General features: G+C 64.0%; 14 protein-coding genes. 9 read left to right on the forward strand and 5 right to left on the reverse strand.

Annotation, left to right across the window (positions count from 1 at the left end; genetic code table 11):
* The first annotated feature begins 3 nt into the window (after nt 1-3).
* On the forward strand, nt 4-1737 hold the full coding sequence (locus PMO31116_RS04750; protein WP_150565705.1) for an FAD-dependent oxidoreductase: 1734 nt from the start codon (nt 4-6) through the stop codon (nt 1735-1737).
* Between the two features lie 66 nt (nt 1738-1803).
* Complete coding sequence (locus PMO31116_RS04755; RefSeq protein ID WP_150565706.1) at nt 1804-2022, forward strand: DUF2783 domain-containing protein; 219 nt, start codon at nt 1804-1806, stop codon at nt 2020-2022.
* 97 nt (nt 2023-2119) lie between these two features.
* Here PMO31116_RS04755 and PMO31116_RS04760 read toward each other — a convergent pair whose 3' ends face one another.
* The gene (locus tag PMO31116_RS04760) at nt 2120-2920 is read right to left on the reverse strand and encodes an IclR family transcriptional regulator (protein WP_150565707.1); all 801 of its coding nucleotides are present in this window, start codon (nt 2918-2920) and stop codon (nt 2120-2122) included.
* Between the two features lie 351 nt (nt 2921-3271).
* On the opposite strand from PMO31116_RS04760, the gene PMO31116_RS04765 reads away from it, so the two are divergent.
* From PMO31116_RS04765 to pcaF, 3 genes are all read left to right on the forward strand, one after another.
* A complete protein-coding gene (locus PMO31116_RS04765) occupies nt 3272-3949 on the forward strand; it encodes a 3-oxoacid CoA-transferase subunit A (RefSeq protein ID WP_023597623.1) in 678 nt (225 codons plus the stop codon).
* A 24-nt stretch (nt 3950-3973) separates the two neighbouring features.
* Nucleotides 3974-4624, forward strand: a complete 651-nt coding sequence (locus tag PMO31116_RS04770; protein ID WP_023597624.1) for a CoA transferase subunit B — start codon at nt 3974-3976, stop codon at nt 4622-4624.
* 74 nt (nt 4625-4698) lie between these two features.
* A complete protein-coding gene (gene pcaF, locus PMO31116_RS04775) occupies nt 4699-5901 on the forward strand; it encodes a 3-oxoadipyl-CoA thiolase (protein WP_150565708.1) in 1203 nt (400 codons plus the stop codon).
* Nucleotides 5902-6083: 182 nt separating this feature from the next.
* On the opposite strand, the gene leuA is transcribed toward pcaF, so the two are convergent.
* On the reverse strand, nt 6084-7796 hold the full coding sequence (leuA, locus tag PMO31116_RS04780; protein WP_150565709.1) for a 2-isopropylmalate synthase: 1713 nt from the start codon (nt 7794-7796) through the stop codon (nt 6084-6086).
* Nucleotides 7797-8145: 349 nt separating this feature from the next.
* Nucleotides 8146-8619 carry an Lrp/AsnC family transcriptional regulator gene (locus PMO31116_RS04785; protein ID WP_150565710.1) on the reverse strand — a complete coding sequence of 158 codons (474 nt, stop codon included), beginning with the start codon at nt 8617-8619 and terminating at the stop codon, nt 8146-8148.
* Nucleotides 8620-8988: 369 nt separating this feature from the next.
* On the opposite strand from PMO31116_RS04785, the gene hppD reads away from it, so the two are divergent.
* The 3 genes from hppD (at nt 8989) to PMO31116_RS04800 (ending at nt 13080) form a co-directional block, all read left to right on the forward strand.
* Nucleotides 8989-10062: a 4-hydroxyphenylpyruvate dioxygenase gene (hppD, locus tag PMO31116_RS04790; RefSeq protein ID WP_023597628.1), complete on the forward strand. Its 1074-nt coding sequence runs from the start codon at nt 8989-8991 to the stop codon at nt 10060-10062.
* 190 nt (nt 10063-10252) lie between these two features.
* Complete coding sequence (locus PMO31116_RS04795; RefSeq protein WP_150565711.1) at nt 10253-11638, forward strand: amino acid permease; 1386 nt, start codon at nt 10253-10255, stop codon at nt 11636-11638.
* Between the two features lie 242 nt (nt 11639-11880).
* On the forward strand, nt 11881-13080 hold the full coding sequence (locus tag PMO31116_RS04800; RefSeq protein WP_150565712.1) for an amino acid aminotransferase: 1200 nt from the start codon (nt 11881-11883) through the stop codon (nt 13078-13080).
* A 69-nt stretch (nt 13081-13149) separates the two neighbouring features.
* Here the strand turns inward: PMO31116_RS04800 and PMO31116_RS04805 are convergent, their stop codons facing one another.
* Nucleotides 13150-13977 carry an alpha/beta fold hydrolase gene (locus PMO31116_RS04805; RefSeq protein WP_150565713.1) on the reverse strand — a complete coding sequence of 276 codons (828 nt, stop codon included), beginning with the start codon at nt 13975-13977 and terminating at the stop codon, nt 13150-13152.
* 410 nt (nt 13978-14387) lie between these two features.
* Here PMO31116_RS04805 and PMO31116_RS04810 point away from each other — a divergent pair, with 410 nt between their 5' ends.
* On the forward strand, nt 14388-15107 hold the full coding sequence (locus tag PMO31116_RS04810; protein WP_150565714.1) for a glutathione S-transferase N-terminal domain-containing protein: 720 nt from the start codon (nt 14388-14390) through the stop codon (nt 15105-15107).
* Nucleotides 15108-15328: 221 nt separating this feature from the next.
* On the opposite strand, the gene PMO31116_RS04815 is transcribed toward PMO31116_RS04810, so the two are convergent.
* Complete coding sequence (locus tag PMO31116_RS04815) at nt 15329-16183, reverse strand: class I SAM-dependent methyltransferase (RefSeq protein ID WP_150565715.1); 855 nt, start codon at nt 16181-16183, stop codon at nt 15329-15331.
* Between the last annotated feature and the right edge of the window lie 156 nt (nt 16184-16339).

Raw genomic sequence — 16339 nt, forward strand, 5'->3', positions numbered from 1 at the left:
TGCATGAGCAGCATCGATTACCAGCGCCTGACGTTCGACTATCGCCCGTGCGCGGAACAGGGCAATAGCGGCGCGCAGGTCACGCATCCGGTCATCGTGGTCGGCGCCGGCCCGATCGGGCTGGCCACCGCCATCGACCTCGCGCAGCAGGGCGTGTCCGTGGTCGTCCTCGACGACGACTGCACGCTGTCCACCGGCTCGCGCGCCATCTGCTTCGCCAAGCGCACGCTCGACATCTTCGATCGTCTGGGCTGCGGCGAGCGCATGGTGCAAAAGGGCGTGCGCTGGAACGTCGGTCGTGTGTTCCTGCGCGATCAGGAGGTCTACAACTTCGATCTGCTGCCCGAGGCCGGGCACCATCGTCCCGCCTTCATCAACCTTCAGCAGTATTACGTGGAGGGCTACCTGTTCGATCGCGCGCGAGAGTTGCCCAACATCGAGATTCGCTGGAAGCACAAGGTCGTCGGTCTCGAGCAACAAGGCACGCCGGGCACGCCTGACGCGCGCGTGACGCTCACGGTCGAGACGCCCGACGGCGAATACCGAACGACGGCGCGCTACGTGGTCGCCGCCGACGGCTCGCGCAGTCCCGTGCGCAAGCTCATCGGCGTGGACAGCCACGGCCGTACGTTCAAGGACCGCTTCCTCATCGCCGACGTGAAGATGACGGCCGACTTCCCGACCGAGCGCTGGTTCTGGTTCGATCCGCCGTTCCATCCGAATCAATCGGTGTTGCTGCATCGCCAGCCGGACGACGTCTGGCGCATCGACTTCCAACTGGGATGGGACGCCGATCCCGTGGCGGAGAAGGCCCCCGAGCGGGTGATCCCTCGCGTGCAGGCGCTGCTCGGCCCGGACGCCAAGTTCACGCTCGAGTGGGTCAGCGTGTACACGTTCTCGTGCCTGCGCATGGACGACTTCCGTCACGGCCACGTGCTGTTTGCCGGCGACTCGGCGCACGGGGTGTCGCCGTTCGGTGCGCGCGGCGCCAACAGCGGTGTGCAGGATGCCGAGAATCTCGCGTGGAAGCTCGCCCTGGTGCTCGCCGGCCACGCGCCCGATGCCCTGCTCGACACTTACGCGCGCGAGCGGGAATACGCGGCCGACGAGAACATTCGCAATTCGACGCGCTCCACCGATTTCATCACACCGAAGAGTCCCGTGTCCCGGGTATTCCGCGACGCCGTACTCACGCTCGCTCGCGATCACGCCTTCGCGCGCCAGTTGGTCAACAGCGGTCGCCTGTCGGTGCCCGCCGTGTTGCACGACTCCACACTCAACACCGCCGAATGCGATGCGTTCGCCGCACGCATGGTGCCGGGCACGGCCTGCGTCGATGCGCCGCTCTCGCGTCAGGGGCAGGACGGCTGGCTGCTGCCGCGCCTGGGCGGACGCTTCGTCGCGCTCGTGTTCGGTGCGCCGTCGTCGCTCGACGCATCCGCCCTCGCCGCGCTGGACGCGCTCGCCCGCGACAGCGTGCCGGTCGTGCCGGTATTCGTCACACCCGACGCCGAAGCCGCCGAGGACACGCACGACGAATACAGTGTCTGGCACGACGCCCAGGGGCTGGCCGCACAGCGCTACGATGCGGCGCCCGGTACGGTCTACCTGATTCGTCCGGACCAGCACGTGTGCGCCCGTTGGCGCAATGTCGACGCCGCAGCGATCGCCGCAGCGCGCGAACGCGCCATCGGCCATACGGCCCCGGAGCTCGCGCCAATGCAATGCGCGGCCTGATGCCTCGCCCGGGGTCAGCGCCCGCCATCGTTCAGATCACACCGTATTCGCAGCAAGGAGAGACTCATGGCCCTCGATACCCAACCGCGCCTCACGCATCCCGACGACTTCTATGAAGCCCTGATCGACATGCATCGCGATCTCGACGACGCGCAGAGTCAGGCCGCCAACGCGCAACTGATTCTGCTGCTCGCCAACCAGATCGGCGACCAGGAGACGCTGATCTCCGCCATTCGACTGGCACGTGCGGGCGCGTTGGGCAGCGCCGCCAATCCGGCGGTCTGACGACGCCGCAACCGCGCGTGACAAACGGGGCGCCCCGACATCGGGCGCCCCGTTGTTTTTCCTGCCTCGGCGCGACGCGCAACCGCAGGAAAATGCGTTACACGACCACCATCTGCGAGATTTTTTGCGCGGCCTGCTGCAATGGCGCGAGAAACTTCGCCTCCATCTCCGCCGCCGACGTCCGGTTGGCCTGACCGCTCACGTTCATCGCGGCAATCACCTGCCCCGCCCGGTTGCGAATCGGTGCGGCAATCGAGATCAACCCCTCCTCCAGTTCCTGGTCGACCAACGCCCACCCTTGCGCACGCACGGCGAGAATCCGTTCACGCAATGCATCGATGTCCGTCACCGTGCGGCGCGTGTGCGCACGAATGTCGGCACGCCGCAAGGCGGCCTCGAGCTCGTCGTCCGGTAACGCCGAGAGCATGACGCGTCCCATCGACGTGCACCAGGCCGGCAGACGGCTGCCGATCGACAGGTTGATCGACATCACCTTGCGCACCGGCACGCGAAGCACATAGACGATGTCGTCGCCGTCCAGCACCGAGGCCGAGCTGCTCTCCTGCACCTGCTGAACCAGCGCCTCCATGAACGGCTCGGCCAGATTCCACAGCGGCATCGACGTCAGATAGGAGAACCCCAGGTCGAGGATCCGCGGCGTAAGCCGGAACAGACGCCCCTCGCTTCGCACGTAGCCGAGCGCTTCGAGCGTGAGCAGAATGCGGCGCGCGCCCGCACGCGTGAGTCCCGACGCCTGCGCGACTTCCGAGAGCGTTTGTGCCGGTCGGGCGGCATTGAACGCCTTGACCACCGCCAGCCCGCGCGCGAACGACTGCACGTAGGAGTCGCCCGGCTTCTTGTCGGTCGGTTCGGGAGCGTCGTTCGGCACAGAGGTCATGGGAGATGCTGGAGTCCGTTTGGAAAGGCTGGCGGGCGGTGAACGGCAAGCGTAATGGATTTGCGCCGCCGGTTCTACCTTGCGGCACACGCCAACGCACGGGCCCGTCGGGCATCGCCTCGCTTGACGCCCGACAATGGAAGGCTTACGCTGTTCTTATAGCGAATATTTGTTCGCTATAAGAACATTGTGACCCAGACGATGCCGCCTGACAAGACATTCGTGTCGGGCGACACCCCACCGGGGCCGGGGCGAACGAGGCACATCGCGAACGACGCGAACGATGCGCGCATCACGCACGCGTATTGCGAACCTTACCCGCCTGGCCATGGAACTGCCCAGGAGGCACGTGTGATCAACAAGATTTACGACTCGCTCGCCAGCGCGGTCGCCGACGTCCACGACGGCGCCACGATCATGATTGGCGGCTTCGGCAATGCCGGCATGCCCTCGGCGCTCATCGACGCGCTGATCGAACAGGGTGCGCGCGACCTGACCATCGTCAACAACAACGCCGGCAACGGCGAGACCGGTCTTGCCGCGCTGCTCAAGGCCGGACGCGTACGCAAGATCATCTGCTCGTTTCCGCGCCAGACCGATTCGCAGGTCTTCGACGCACTGTATCGCGCAGGCAAGATCGAGCTCGAGCTGGTGCCGCAAGGCAATCTGGCCGAGCGCATTCGCGCGGCGGGCGCCGGCATCGGCGGTTTCTTCACACCAACCGGCTACGGCACGCTGCTCGCCGAAGGCAAGGAAACGCGGGTGATCGACGGCAAGCCGTATGTTTTCGAGCTGCCGATTCACGCCGACTTCGCGTTGATCAAGGCGCTCAAGGGCGACCGCTGGGGCAACCTCGTGTATCGCAAGACCGCCCGCAATTTCGGCCCGATCATGGCCACGGCGGCCAAATGCGCCATCGTTCAGGTGAGCGAAGTCGTCGAGCTCGGCGAGCTCGATCCGGAAGCCGTGGTGACGCCTGGCATCTTCGTGCAGCGCGTGGTGGCGGTGCCGCCGGCCGCGCGCGCCTGATCCCCATCTGAACCGGAGCAAGACATGAACCGACTGACCCGCGACCAGATGGCCGCCCGCGTCGCCCAGGACATCCCCGACGGCGCCTACGTGAACCTCGGCATCGGCTTGCCGACGGCCGTCGCCAACCACCTTCCCGCAGAGAAGGAGATCATTCTCCAGAGCGAGAACGGCGTGATCGGCATGGGCCCTGCCCCGGCCAAGGGCGAAGAGGACGAGGACCTCATCAACGCCGGCAAGCAACCCGTCACGCTCAAGCCGGGCGGCGCGTTCTTCCACCACGCGGACTCGTTCGCGATGATGCGAGGCGGACACCTCGACTTCTGCGTGCTGGGTGCGTTCCAGGTCTCGAAGACCGGCGATCTCGCCAACTGGCATACGGGCGCGCCCGACGCGATACCCGCCGTGGGCGGCGCGATGGATCTCGCAAGCGGCGCCAAACAGGTGTTCGTCATGATGGAGCACCAGACGAAGCAGGGCGAGAGCAAGATCGTCGAGCAGTGCACGTATCCGCTCACGGGGGTGGGCTGCGTCACGCGCATCTATACGGATCTCGCCGTGATCGACGTGACACCCGAAGGTCTGCGCGTCATCGACATGGTCGAGGGCCTGTCCTTCGACGAGCTGCAGCGAATCACCGGTGTGACGCTGCTGCCCTCGCCGGCCGTTGCCTGACACTTCGCACGACACCCTCGCCGGGCCATCCTTTCGATGCGACCCGGCGATTTTCCATCCGATGAGGTTCCAGCATGAGTGAAGTCTTTATCTGCGACGCGATTCGCACCCCGATCGGCCGCTACGGCGGCGCACTGTCTTCCGTACGTGCCGACGACCTCGGCGCCATTCCCCTGAAGGCGCTCATGGCGCGGAATGCGAACGTGGACTGGACGCAGATCGACGATGTGATCTTCGGCTGCGCCAATCAGGCCGGCGAAGACAACCGCAATGTGGCGCGCATGTCATCGCTGCTCGCGGGCCTGCCGCAGGACGTGCCCGGCGCCACCCTCAACCGCCTGTGCGGTTCGGGCATGGACGCCATCGGCACCGCGGCGCGCGCCATCAAGGCGGGCGAAGCCGGACTGATGATCGCCGGCGGCGTGGAGAGCATGAGCCGCGCCCCGTTCGTGATGGGCAAGGCGGCAAGCGCATTTTCGCGTCAGGCGGAAATCTACGACACGACCATCGGGTGGCGTTTCGTCAATTCGCTCATGAAGGCGCAGTACGGCGTGGATTCGATGCCCGAGACGGGCGAGAACGTGGCGACCGAGTTCGGCATCAGTCGCGAGGATCAGGACCGCTTCGCCGTGCGCTCGCAGGAGAAGGCCGCACGCGCGCAAGCGAACGGCACGCTGGCCGAGGAAATCACGCCGGTGTCCATCGCCCAGAAAAAGGGCGAGGCGATCGTCGTCGATCGCGACGAACACCCGCGCGCCACGAGCATGGAAGCGCTTGCCAGACTCAAGGGCGTGGTACGCCCTGATGGGACCGTGACCGCCGGAAACGCTTCTGGCGTCAACGACGGCGCCTGCGCACTGCTGTTGGCAGACGAGGCGAGCGCGGCGCGCTTCGGCCTGACGCCGCGCGCCCGGATCCTGGGCATGGCGACGGCAGGCGTGGCACCGCGCATCATGGGCATCGGTCCGGCTCCCGCAACACAAAAACTGCTCGCGCGGCTCGGTATGTCGCTCGATCAGTTCGACGTCATCGAACTCAACGAGGCATTCGCGAGCCAGGGCCTTGCCGTGCTGCGACAGCTCGGCGTGGCCGACGACGACCTGCGCGTCAATCCGAACGGTGGCGCCATTGCACTGGGCCATCCGCTCGGCATGAGCGGCGCACGTCTGGTCACGACGGCGATGTATCAGCTCAAGCGTTCCGGTGGCCGCTTCGCGCTGTGTACGATGTGCATTGGGGTCGGCCAAGGCATCGCTATCGCCATCGAAGCGGTGTAACGCGCGTACGTTCGTACGCCCCGTACGCCCGTCCCCCCGCCGATGTCTTCGGGCCGGGCGCGCATGTGGAACCGGATAAGTCCCACCCTGCCGCACCCGGGGTCCCGCCCGCACGATCGGTGCGGCGCGGGACTCGTCTGCCCAATGTCTCCTGTACTCTCCTGCTCTGAATCCTGCGGCGCTCAGACCGCCTTGGCGACGTCGCGCATCACACCACCGAAGAATTCGGCCTGCGCCTGCGCGTCGCTGCGGGCATAGGCGCGGTTGATGCCGCTGATGACCGCGCGGATCGACGCCGTGGTCAGGTTCGCGTCGATCCCGACACCGAACGCACTGCCCACAATCGCCTCGCCCGCCATTTCGGCGATAGCGATGGCGCGCGCATCCGCGCCTTGAGTGAGAGCACGCTCCTCGTAGTGCTGCACGCGCACAGGCGTGCGCATCGCATTCATCAGCGCGTCGAGCGGACCGTTGCCCGCTCCCGACACCGTCGTGCGCTGGCCATGGATGTCGACCGTCACGGCGATATGCTGGCGCCCATCGCGCTCCGAGAGGGTGTGACCGATGTAGGCAACCGGTTCGGCCGCGCTCACGTATTCCTTCTGGAACAGTTGCCAGATCTGCGACGCGGTGACTTCGGCGCCGGTTTCGTCGGTGTAGCGCTGTACGGCCGAGCTGAAGTCGACTTGCAGACGGCGCGGCATTTGCACGCCGTAGGCCTGCTCGAGCAGATACGCAATGCCGCCCTTGCCCGACTGGCTGTTCACGCGAATGATCGAGTCGTAGGTGCGACCGAGATCGCTCGGGTCGATCGGCAGATACGGCACCTCCCAGATTGCGTCGGCCTTTTGCGCGGCAAAACCCTTCTTGATGGCATCCTGGTGCGAGCCGGAGAACGCGGTGAACACCAGATCACCGACGTACGGATGCCGCGGATGCACCGGCAACTGCGTACATTCTTCCGATGTACGCGCGATCTCGTTGATGTTCGAGAAGTCCAGGCCCGGGTCCACACCTTGCGTGTAGAGGTTCAGCGCCAGCGTGACGAGATCGACGTTACCGGTACGCTCGCCATTGCCGAAGAGGCAGCCTTCGATACGATCGGCGCCTGCCATCACGGCGAGTTCGGCGGCCGCCACCGCCGTGCCGCGATCGTTATGCGGGTGCACGGACAGGATCAGCGAATCGCGACGCGCGAGATTGCGGTGCATCCACTCGATCTGGTCGGCGTAATAGTTCGGGGTGCCGATTTCCACCGTGGCGGGCAGGTTCACGATGCACTTGCGCTCGGGGGTCGGCTGCCAGACGTCGAACACGGCGTCGCAGACGTCCTTCGCAAACTCGAGCTCCGTGCCGGTGAACGTCTCCGGACTGTACTGCAGCGTCCACTGCGTCTCGGGCGCGGCGTCGGCGCAGCGCTTGATCGTCCTTGCGGCAGACACGGCAAGGGCCTTCACGCCCGGCTGGTCGAGATTGAAGACGATGCGGCGGAATTCCGGCGCCGTGGCGTTGTAGAGGTGAACGATGGCGCGCGGGGCGCCCTTGAGGGCGGCGAACGTGCGTTCGATGAGATCGTCGCGCGCCTGGGTGAGCACTTCGATGGTGACGTCGTCGGGAATATGACCGCCTTCGATCAATTCGCGCACGAAGTTGAAATCGGTATCCGACGCGGAGGGGAACGCCACCTCGATTTCCTTGAAACCGATGGCCACGAGTGCCTTGAACATGCGCATCTTGCGCTGGGCGTCCATCGGCTCGAACAAGGCCTGGTTGCCGTCGCGCAGATCGGTACTCATCCAGATCGGCGCTCGCGTGATGGTGCGGCTCGGCCACTGTCGGTCCGGTATGTTGACCGGAGTGAAGGGACGGTACTTCGTAGCGGGATTCTTCAGCATGGCGTTGTCTCGTGGGTCGGCAAAAAGTGACAACCGGACGACGCATGCAGGCGCAGATAAGCTACGACCTCCGGTTGAATGAACCGGGGCTCAGGTCGGCGTAACTGGGGAAAATCAGCGGTGCTTCAGTGAGGAATTCAGACGATGCACGCGCGCAGCAACGGACCAAGCCCGGTGGAGCGGGCTAGTAGTCGTAGCGAGAGGGTGAATTGCGCGGTGATCATGCTTCACATGAGATCACAGATTTTCCGACGCTGTCAACCATGATGTGTCGCCTCGCGATTCTCGTTGTGCCCGTCGATGCGCTTCCCAACGTGGCGGGGCCACCGATGGAACGAGCGGCGCGCCATCAGCCCGTCAGGGGCACCGCGGATGTGCATTTGATTTCGTCGAGGCAGACGCTCGACTTCACGGCGCTCACACCGGGAATGCGCATGAGCGTGTCGAGCAGAAATTCGGAAAGCGCCTTCAGATCGCGTGCGACGACCTTGAGCACGTAATCGATATCGCCCGTCACGGAGAAACACTCCTGAATCTGCGCGAGTTCGGCGACCAGCCCCTTGAAGTTCGACAGATCACGGATATGCCCCCGCTCCATCGTCACGTGGACGAACGCCACCACGCTGAATCCCAGGCGCTGGGCGTCCAGACGCGTGTCGTAGCCCTTGATCACGCCCATCTCCTCGAGCCGGCGGTGGCGCCGCAGTGTCTGCGCCGGGGAGAGCTTGATCGCCTCGGCCAGTTCCAGATTCGAAATTCGGCCATTGGACTGCAAAATCCCCAACAAGCGTACGTCAATCCGATCAATCTCGATGTTTTGCACTTTAATTTCCAAAATAATCCGAGTGACGAAATTTTAATTCACAAATTAGGGTTTCCCTACCGTTGTTACGAAATCCTATTTTGCGTCACCGCACTTACACTGACCGCCGGAAAGTATCGTAAATGCACGCGAAATGCTTGTCATCGCAAGGATTCCGGCGGATGGAACTGGCAGTGGTCGATTTCCCGACCCAGCGGTCAGCAAACCACAATTTTGTTGCATTCCCAAAAGCTCCGTCGTCTCCGATGCGTGACAACCACTTTCCAGTGCAAGCGTCCAACGGATGCGCCGGATTGACCTGCTGTACCGGATTCGCCGGATTCGTCGAGTCCGCCACCTCACAAATCACCTCACTTCGCCGAGACGAACATGGCCGACCTCTTTGACAACCCGATGCAACTGATGGGCTTCGAATTCGTGGAATTCGCCTCGCCCACGCCGAATGTTCTCGAACCGATTTTCGAGCAGATGGGCTTCACGCTGGTGGCGCGCCATCGCTCGAAAGACGTCGTGCTGTACCGTCAGGGCGACATCAACTTCATCGTGAATCGCGAGCCGAAAAGCGAAGCGGCCTACTTCGCCGCCGAGCATGGCCCGAGCGCCTGCGGCATGGCCTTTCGCGTGAAGGATTCGCACAAGGCCTACGCCCGCGCGCTGGCGCTCGGCGCCCAGCCGGTCGAAATCGAGACCGGGCCGATGGAATTGCGTCTGCCGGCCATCAAGGGCATCGGCGGCGCGCCGCTGTACCTGATCGACCGCTTCGAGGAAGGCAAGTCGATCTATGACATCGACTTCGAATTCATCGAAGGCGTCGACCGCCATCCGGTCGGCCACGGCCTGAAGCTGATCGACCACCTGACGCACAACGTCTACCGCGGCCGCATGGCCTACTGGGCCAACTTCTACGAGAGGCTGTTCAACTTCCGTGAGATTCGCTATTTCGACATCTCGGGCGAATACACGGGCCTCACGTCCAAGGCGATGACTGCGCCCGATGGTAAAATCCGCATTCCCCTGAACGAGGAATCGGCCAAGGGCAGCGGCCAGATCGAAGAATTCCTGATGGCCTTCAATGGCGAGGGCATTCAGCACATCGCCTTCCTCACGGACAACCTGATCCAGGTCATCGACAACCTGCAAATGGCGGGTGTCGATCTCATGACGGCCCCGAACGACTTCTACTACGATGCGCTCGAGACCCGCCTGCCGGGCCACGGGCAGCCGGTGGGCGAACTGAAGTCGCGCGGCATCCTGCTCGACGGCACGACCGAGGGCGGCAAGCCGCGCCTGCTGCTGCAGATTTTCTCGAAGACGCTGCTCGGCCCCGTGTTCTTCGAATTCATCCAGCGCGAGGGCGACGACGGCTTCGGCGAAGGCAACTTCAAGGCCTTGTTCGAATCGCTCGAACGCGACCAGATCGAGCGGGGCACGCTCAAGGTCTGAGTCCAGGGGAGACACTCGGCGGCCCGCGGGCTGCCGGGCGCATGACCCTCTCTCGCAAGAGGGTCCCAAAGGACACGGCAACGGCGTCACGAGCGCCGTACCGTGGCGGCTCAACGGTCCCGGTTCGTGCCGAAAGCACGAGAGCAGAGGACCGCGTCGCAAGGTATCGAAGTCAGGGTAAGGAACAGACATGTCCGCCAATGCAGCACACGAAGGCTCGCTTCATCGCGGCCTGAAGAATCGTCACATCCAGTTGATCGCGCTGGGTGGCGCGATCGGCACAGGCCTCTTTCTCGGCATCGCCCAAACCATCAAGACCGCCGGCCCCTCAGTTCTGCTGGGCTATGCCATTGCCGGCATCGTCGCCTTCTTCATCATGCGACAGCTCGGTGAAATGGTCGTCGACGAGCCCGTCGCCGGCTCCTTCAGTTACTTCGCCAACAAGTATTGCGGGCAATTCGCAGGCTTCGTGTCGGGCTGGAACTACTGGGTGCTGTATGTGCTCGTGTCGATGGCCGAGCTCTCGGCGGTCGGCATCTACGTCCAGTACTGGTGGCCCGCCATTCCCACCTGGGTCTCGGCACTCGTGTGCTTCGGCATCATCAACGCCATCAACCTCACCAGCGTGAAGTCGTATGGCGAGATGGAGTTCTGGTTCGCCATCATCAAGGTCGCTGCCATCGTCGGCATGATCGGTTTCGGCGGTTACCTTCTCTTCTCCGGCAACGCCGGCCCCGAGGCGAGCGTGGCCAACCTGTGGCAACACGGCGGCTTCTTCCCGAACGGTGTGTCAGGCCTCGTCATGGCGATGGCCGTCATCATGTTCTCGTTCGGCGGGCTCGAACTCGTCGGCATCACGGCCGCGGAGGCCGACGATCCGTCGCGCACCATCCCTCGCGCGACCAATCAGGTGATCTACCGCATTCTGATTTTCTACGTGGGCGCGCTCGGCGTGCTGCTCTCGCTCTACCCGTGGGAGAAAGTTGTCACCGGCGGCAGTCCGTTCGTGCTGATTTTCCACGAACTCAACAGCAACTTCGTGGCCAATGTGCTCAACGCCGTGGTGCTCACCGCCGCGCTGTCCGTGTATAACAGCGGCGTGTACTGCAACAGCCGCATGCTCTACGGCCTGGCCGGCCAGGGCAATGCACCGCGCGCGCTGCTCAAGGTCAACGCCCGTGGCATTCCGCTCGCGGCCCTCGGCGTGTCGGCGGCGGCCACCGCCATTTGCGTGGTGATCAACTATTTCATGCCCGGCAAGGCGTTCGAACTGTTGATGGGCCTGGTCGTTTCGGCACTGATCATCAACTGGGCGATGATCAGTGTGATCCACCTGGCATTCCGCCGCGCCAAGGCGCGCGCCGGGGAAACGACATTGTTCAAGAGCCTCGGTTATCCGCTTACGAACTACCTGTGCCTGGCGTTCCTCGGCGGCATCCTGGTGGTGATGTACCTGATCCCGGATCTGCGCATCTCGGTCTACCTGATTCCGGTGTGGCTGGTCGTGCTGGGCGTCGGCTATCGTCTGCGCCAGAAGCGCGGCGCGGCGCCGGTGCCCGTAAGCGCAACGCGCTGACGCGGGCCGCGGGGCGGGGCGGTCGCGCGTCGAACGACGCGAGCGGCCCCGCCCCCCGCCGACTGCCGACTGCCGCGTCAATCGTCATCTCCGCAATTCCGGTCATTCCGGCAATCCCCGGGGATACCTCACTAGCGGTATCATCAAGCGTTTGCCACCGGGTGCGCCCGGCGGCGTGGCGCTGATCCGGGCCTGCGTCAGCGACATCGTCACGAATCTCTATCGTTTTTTCAGGAACTGCCATGTTCGAACATATCGATGCCTATCCCGGCGACCCGATCCTCTCGCTCAACGAGAATTTCGCCAAGGATCCGCGTACCAACAAGGTCAACCTGAGCATCGGCATCTATTACGACGAAGCTGGCCGTCTCCCGGTCATGCAGGCCGTACGCGAGGCCGAAGCCTTGCTGCTGGCCGAAGTCGGGCCAAAGCCGTATCTGCCGATGGCGGGCTTCGCCAACTACCGCGACGCCGTGCAGGCGCTGGTCTTCGGTGACGACTCGCCTGCCCGCGCCAATGGCAGCATCGCCACCGTGCAGACGCTCGGCGGCTCCGGGGCGCTCAAGGTCGGCGCCGACTTCATCAAGCGTTACTTCCCGAACTCGCAGGTGTGGGTAAGTGACCCGACGTGGGACAACCATCGCTTCATTTTCGAGCGTGCCGGGTTCACCGTGAATACGTATCCGTATTACGACGAAGCCACCGGCGGTCTGCAGTTCGAAGCGATGGTCGACGCCATCGACAAGCTCCCGGCCCGCAGCGTGGTACTGCTGCACGCGTGCTGCCACAACCCGACCGGTGTCGATCTGAACGACGCTCAATGGGTGCAACTGATCGACGTGCTCAAAAAGCGCGAACTGCTGCCGTTCGTCGACATGGCCTATCAGGGCTTCGGTTCGGGCATCGACGCCGATGCGTTCGTGATTCGCGAACTCGCGCGTCAGGGCGTGCCGGCGTTCGTCGCCAATTCGTTCTCGAAGAACTTCTCGCTGTATGGCGAGCGTTGCGGCGGCCTGTCGGTGATCTGCGAATCGTCGGAAGCGGCCGATCGCGTGCTGGGTCAGTTGACGAGTGCCGTTCGCTCGAACTACAGCAACCCGCCGACGCACGGCGCCAAGATCGTGGCCAAGGTGCTGAGCACCCCGGAATTGCGCAAGGCGTGGGAAGCCGAACTCTCGGAAATGTGCCAGCGCATCACGCGCATGCGCGGCGCGATTCACGAAGGGTTGCGCGCTCACGTGCCGGAGAACATGCTCTCGCGCTACCTGGAGCAGCGCGGCATGTTCACGTACACGGGTCTGTCGGCGGCGCAGGTCGACGTGCTGCGCGAGCAGTACGGGGTCTACCTGATCCGCTCGGGCCGCATGTGCGTGGCTGGCCTCAATGAGAAGAACGTTGCCGTGGTAGCGGACAGCATCGCCAAGGTGCTCAAGAACGGCTAAGCGCTACCGCTTGACCGACGCCATGAAAAAGGGACGGCATGCCGTCCCTTTTTTGTTTTCTCGCGCCGCCTACGACGCCGTGCGCAGGAATGCCAGCAGATCGGCGTTCACCTTGTCGGCCTCGATCGTGCACATGCCGTGCGCGCCACCGGGGTAGACCTTGAGCGTGGCGTTCTTGACGATCTGTGCGGTCAGTTTGCCCGAATCGTCGATCGGCACGATCTGGTCGTCGTCGCCGTGCAACACGAGCGTTGGCACATCGATCTTCTTCAGGTCTTCGGTGTAATCGACCTCGGAGAACTCCTTTACGCACAGGTATTGCCCGAGGTGCGATCCCCACATGCCCTGAAGCCAGAAGGCATCGATCACGCCTTGCGACGGTTTGACGTTCGGCCGGTTGTAGCCATAGAACGGCACGGCGAGGTCACGATAGAACTGGGAACGATTGCCGGCGACGTTGGCGCGAATTTCGTCGAACACACCGATGGGCAATCCGTTCGGATTCTTATCGGACTTCACCATGACCGGCGGCACGGCACCGATCAGGACGGCCTGCGCCGCGCGCTTCGTACCGTGGCGTCCGAGGTAGTGTGCCACCTCGCCGCCGCCGGTCGAATGGCCCACGAACGTGGCGTCGTGCAAATCGAGATGCTCGACCAGGGCCGCGAGATCGTCGGCGTAGGTGTCCATGTCGTTGCCCTGACCCGGCTGGTCCGAGCGGCCGTGCCCGCGACGGTCGTGCGCGATCACTCGGTAGCCGTGCTGCACCAGAAACAGCATCTGGGCGTCCCAGGCGTCGGCACTGAGCGGCCAGCCATGCGAGAACACCACGGGGCGGCCCGAGCCCCAGTCCTTGTAATAAATCGACGTGCCGTCTTTCGTCTTGAACGTGCTCATGGTTCGATCCTTGCGCAATGCGCGATAAGAACTAAGAACGAGGAGGAGGAAGAACGAGACGCAACGCCGTCATGGCGGGGGATGCCGCGTCTCGACAGGAACGCGGCGCTGCGCAGGGCGCCCGCCGCAGCGACAGCACTTCGCGGGGCGGCGATGACGCGCCACGCGAAGGAACTCTATTTAATGCCGCGATGAGCGCACGTTCAAGTGGAGTTTGCTTGATGCGCGCATGAGCCGGATTCACACGACACGCCGCAAGGCTGTCATGAAAGCCGCAGCGGCACCTCGACGCACGATCGCGGTGCATGCATGACTGGCGACGGTGCGTGCGTCAGCACGCCAGCGCACTTGGCGTTATATTGGGTGTCCCGCGGTGCGTTTGGCCGCTCATTCCGATTGCATCGATCCCCATGTCCGATCAGTCCCACGATTTGTCCTCGTTTCCGATTACGCGCAAGTGGCCGGCCACGCATCCCGAACGTCTTCAGCTCTACTCGCTGCCCACCCCCAACGGCGTGAAGGTATCGATCATGCTGGAGGAAATCGGGCTGCCTTATGAAGTGCACCTGGTCAGCTTCCAGACCGACGATCAGCTCTCGCCGGAATTCCTGTCGCTCAATCCGAACAACAAGATCCCGGCAATCCTCGACCCCAACGGCCCCGGCGGCAAGCCGCTGCCGCTGTTCGAATCGGGCGCCATTCTCTGGTACCTGGCAGAGAAGACCGGCAAGCTGCTGCCCGCCGACCCGGCGGCGCGCTATGAAACGCTGCAATGGGTGATGTTCCAGATGGGCGGCGTGGGACCGATGTTCGGTCAGCTCGGATTCTTCCATAAGTTCGCCGGCAAGGAGTTCGAGGACAAGCGTCCTCGCGATCGTTACGTCAATGAGTCCAAACGCCTGCTTGCGGTGCTCGACAAGCGTCTGGAAACGCACGAGTGGATCATGGGCGACGAGTACACCATTGCCGACATCGCCACGTTCCCGTGGATCCGCAACCTTGTCGGCTTCTACGAAGCGGGCGAGCTGGTGGGCTTCGAGCAATTCCGCAACGTGCAACGCGCGCTCAATGCCTTCGTCGCGCGCCCTGCGGTGATTCGCGGCCTCGACATTCCCAAGCGTCCCGCCTGAGGGAGAAATGGCCGGTGCATCGATGAGATGCCCGGCCGTTGAGCGCGAAGTCACGTGAGGCGGACGGCGTCGCCGCATTCAGGCCAATGAACGTTGCGGCGAGCTGGACGAGAAGATCGTGCCGGTCGATCGGATGATCGGCGGGACCTGTCGCCTCAAGCGGCGTTGGCGGCGCGATACGGTTCCCTGTGGTGAGTTCGACGCCCTGGCCAGACGGGACACTAGGCCGGGGCACGTGCCGAGAGATGCCAGCAGGCGGCGGCAAAGCGCACGTCGTTGCCGGACACAAACGGCGCGAAGGCGTCGACGACCTTGTCGATCACGCGTTCTCTTTCGTGCGTCGCCAGCCGGGTCAGCGCCAGTCCGACAGGCCCGAGACGGGAAGCGTACGTGCGCAGGTCGGCAAGCGCGAGCGCGCAATCGAATTGTACGGGGCTCAGCACGACGTCGCGCCAGCCGGCGTCGCCCAGGATTCGCTCCACGCGCGCGGCGTCGGCGAACCCGAACTGTCCGGGCGCGCCAGGCACACGTGCTGGCATCGCGTCGAGCATTGGCGCCGCGGCCCGCTCGGCCACCGTCATGAACGGGTTCTCCGCAGGGCTGCGCCACGCCAGCGCATGCAGCGAGGCACCGCGTCTGGCCGACGTCAGCAGATTCGCAAATGCCGCGACCGGGTCATCGAAAAACATCACGCCAAGACGAGATACGACGAGATCGAATTGCGCCCCCGGCAACGCATGCGTCTGTGCGTCGGCACGCAGAAATGCGACGGACTTGCGAGCATGCGCGGCACGCGAGCGAGCCTCCGCGATCATCGGGGCCGAGATATCCACGCCGGTGACCTGCCATCGTTCGCCCAGCATATCGGCCAGCGCGAGCGTCGTTCCGCCTGTACCGCAGCCGACGTCGAGCACGCACCCGGAGGGCAATCCCTTCGCCACATGGCTAGCTTTTTCGACGAGGAAACTGGCGAGCGGCGCGAACATCCGATCGAGCGCGACGCGCTCGTCCACCCAGACGCTGCCCGAGCGGCCATTCCAGAGTTCGGCTTGATCGTGGTTGGCGGATGCGGTCATTGGAAAACCTCCTGAAGGTGTATGCGGGCCGAATCGCGATAGATCCCCATGATGTCCTGCAATCCGGTCGGCGTTGCGCACATTATCCAGTGCGCCAACTCAAGTCGACTTCAGGTCAAACCTTTTTCGCATCGAGAATGCACGCCTGCGGCGCAA

The sequence above is a fragment of the Pandoraea morbifera genome (genome assembly GCF_902459575.1).
Classification (GTDB): domain Bacteria; phylum Pseudomonadota; class Gammaproteobacteria; order Burkholderiales; family Burkholderiaceae; genus Pandoraea; species Pandoraea morbifera.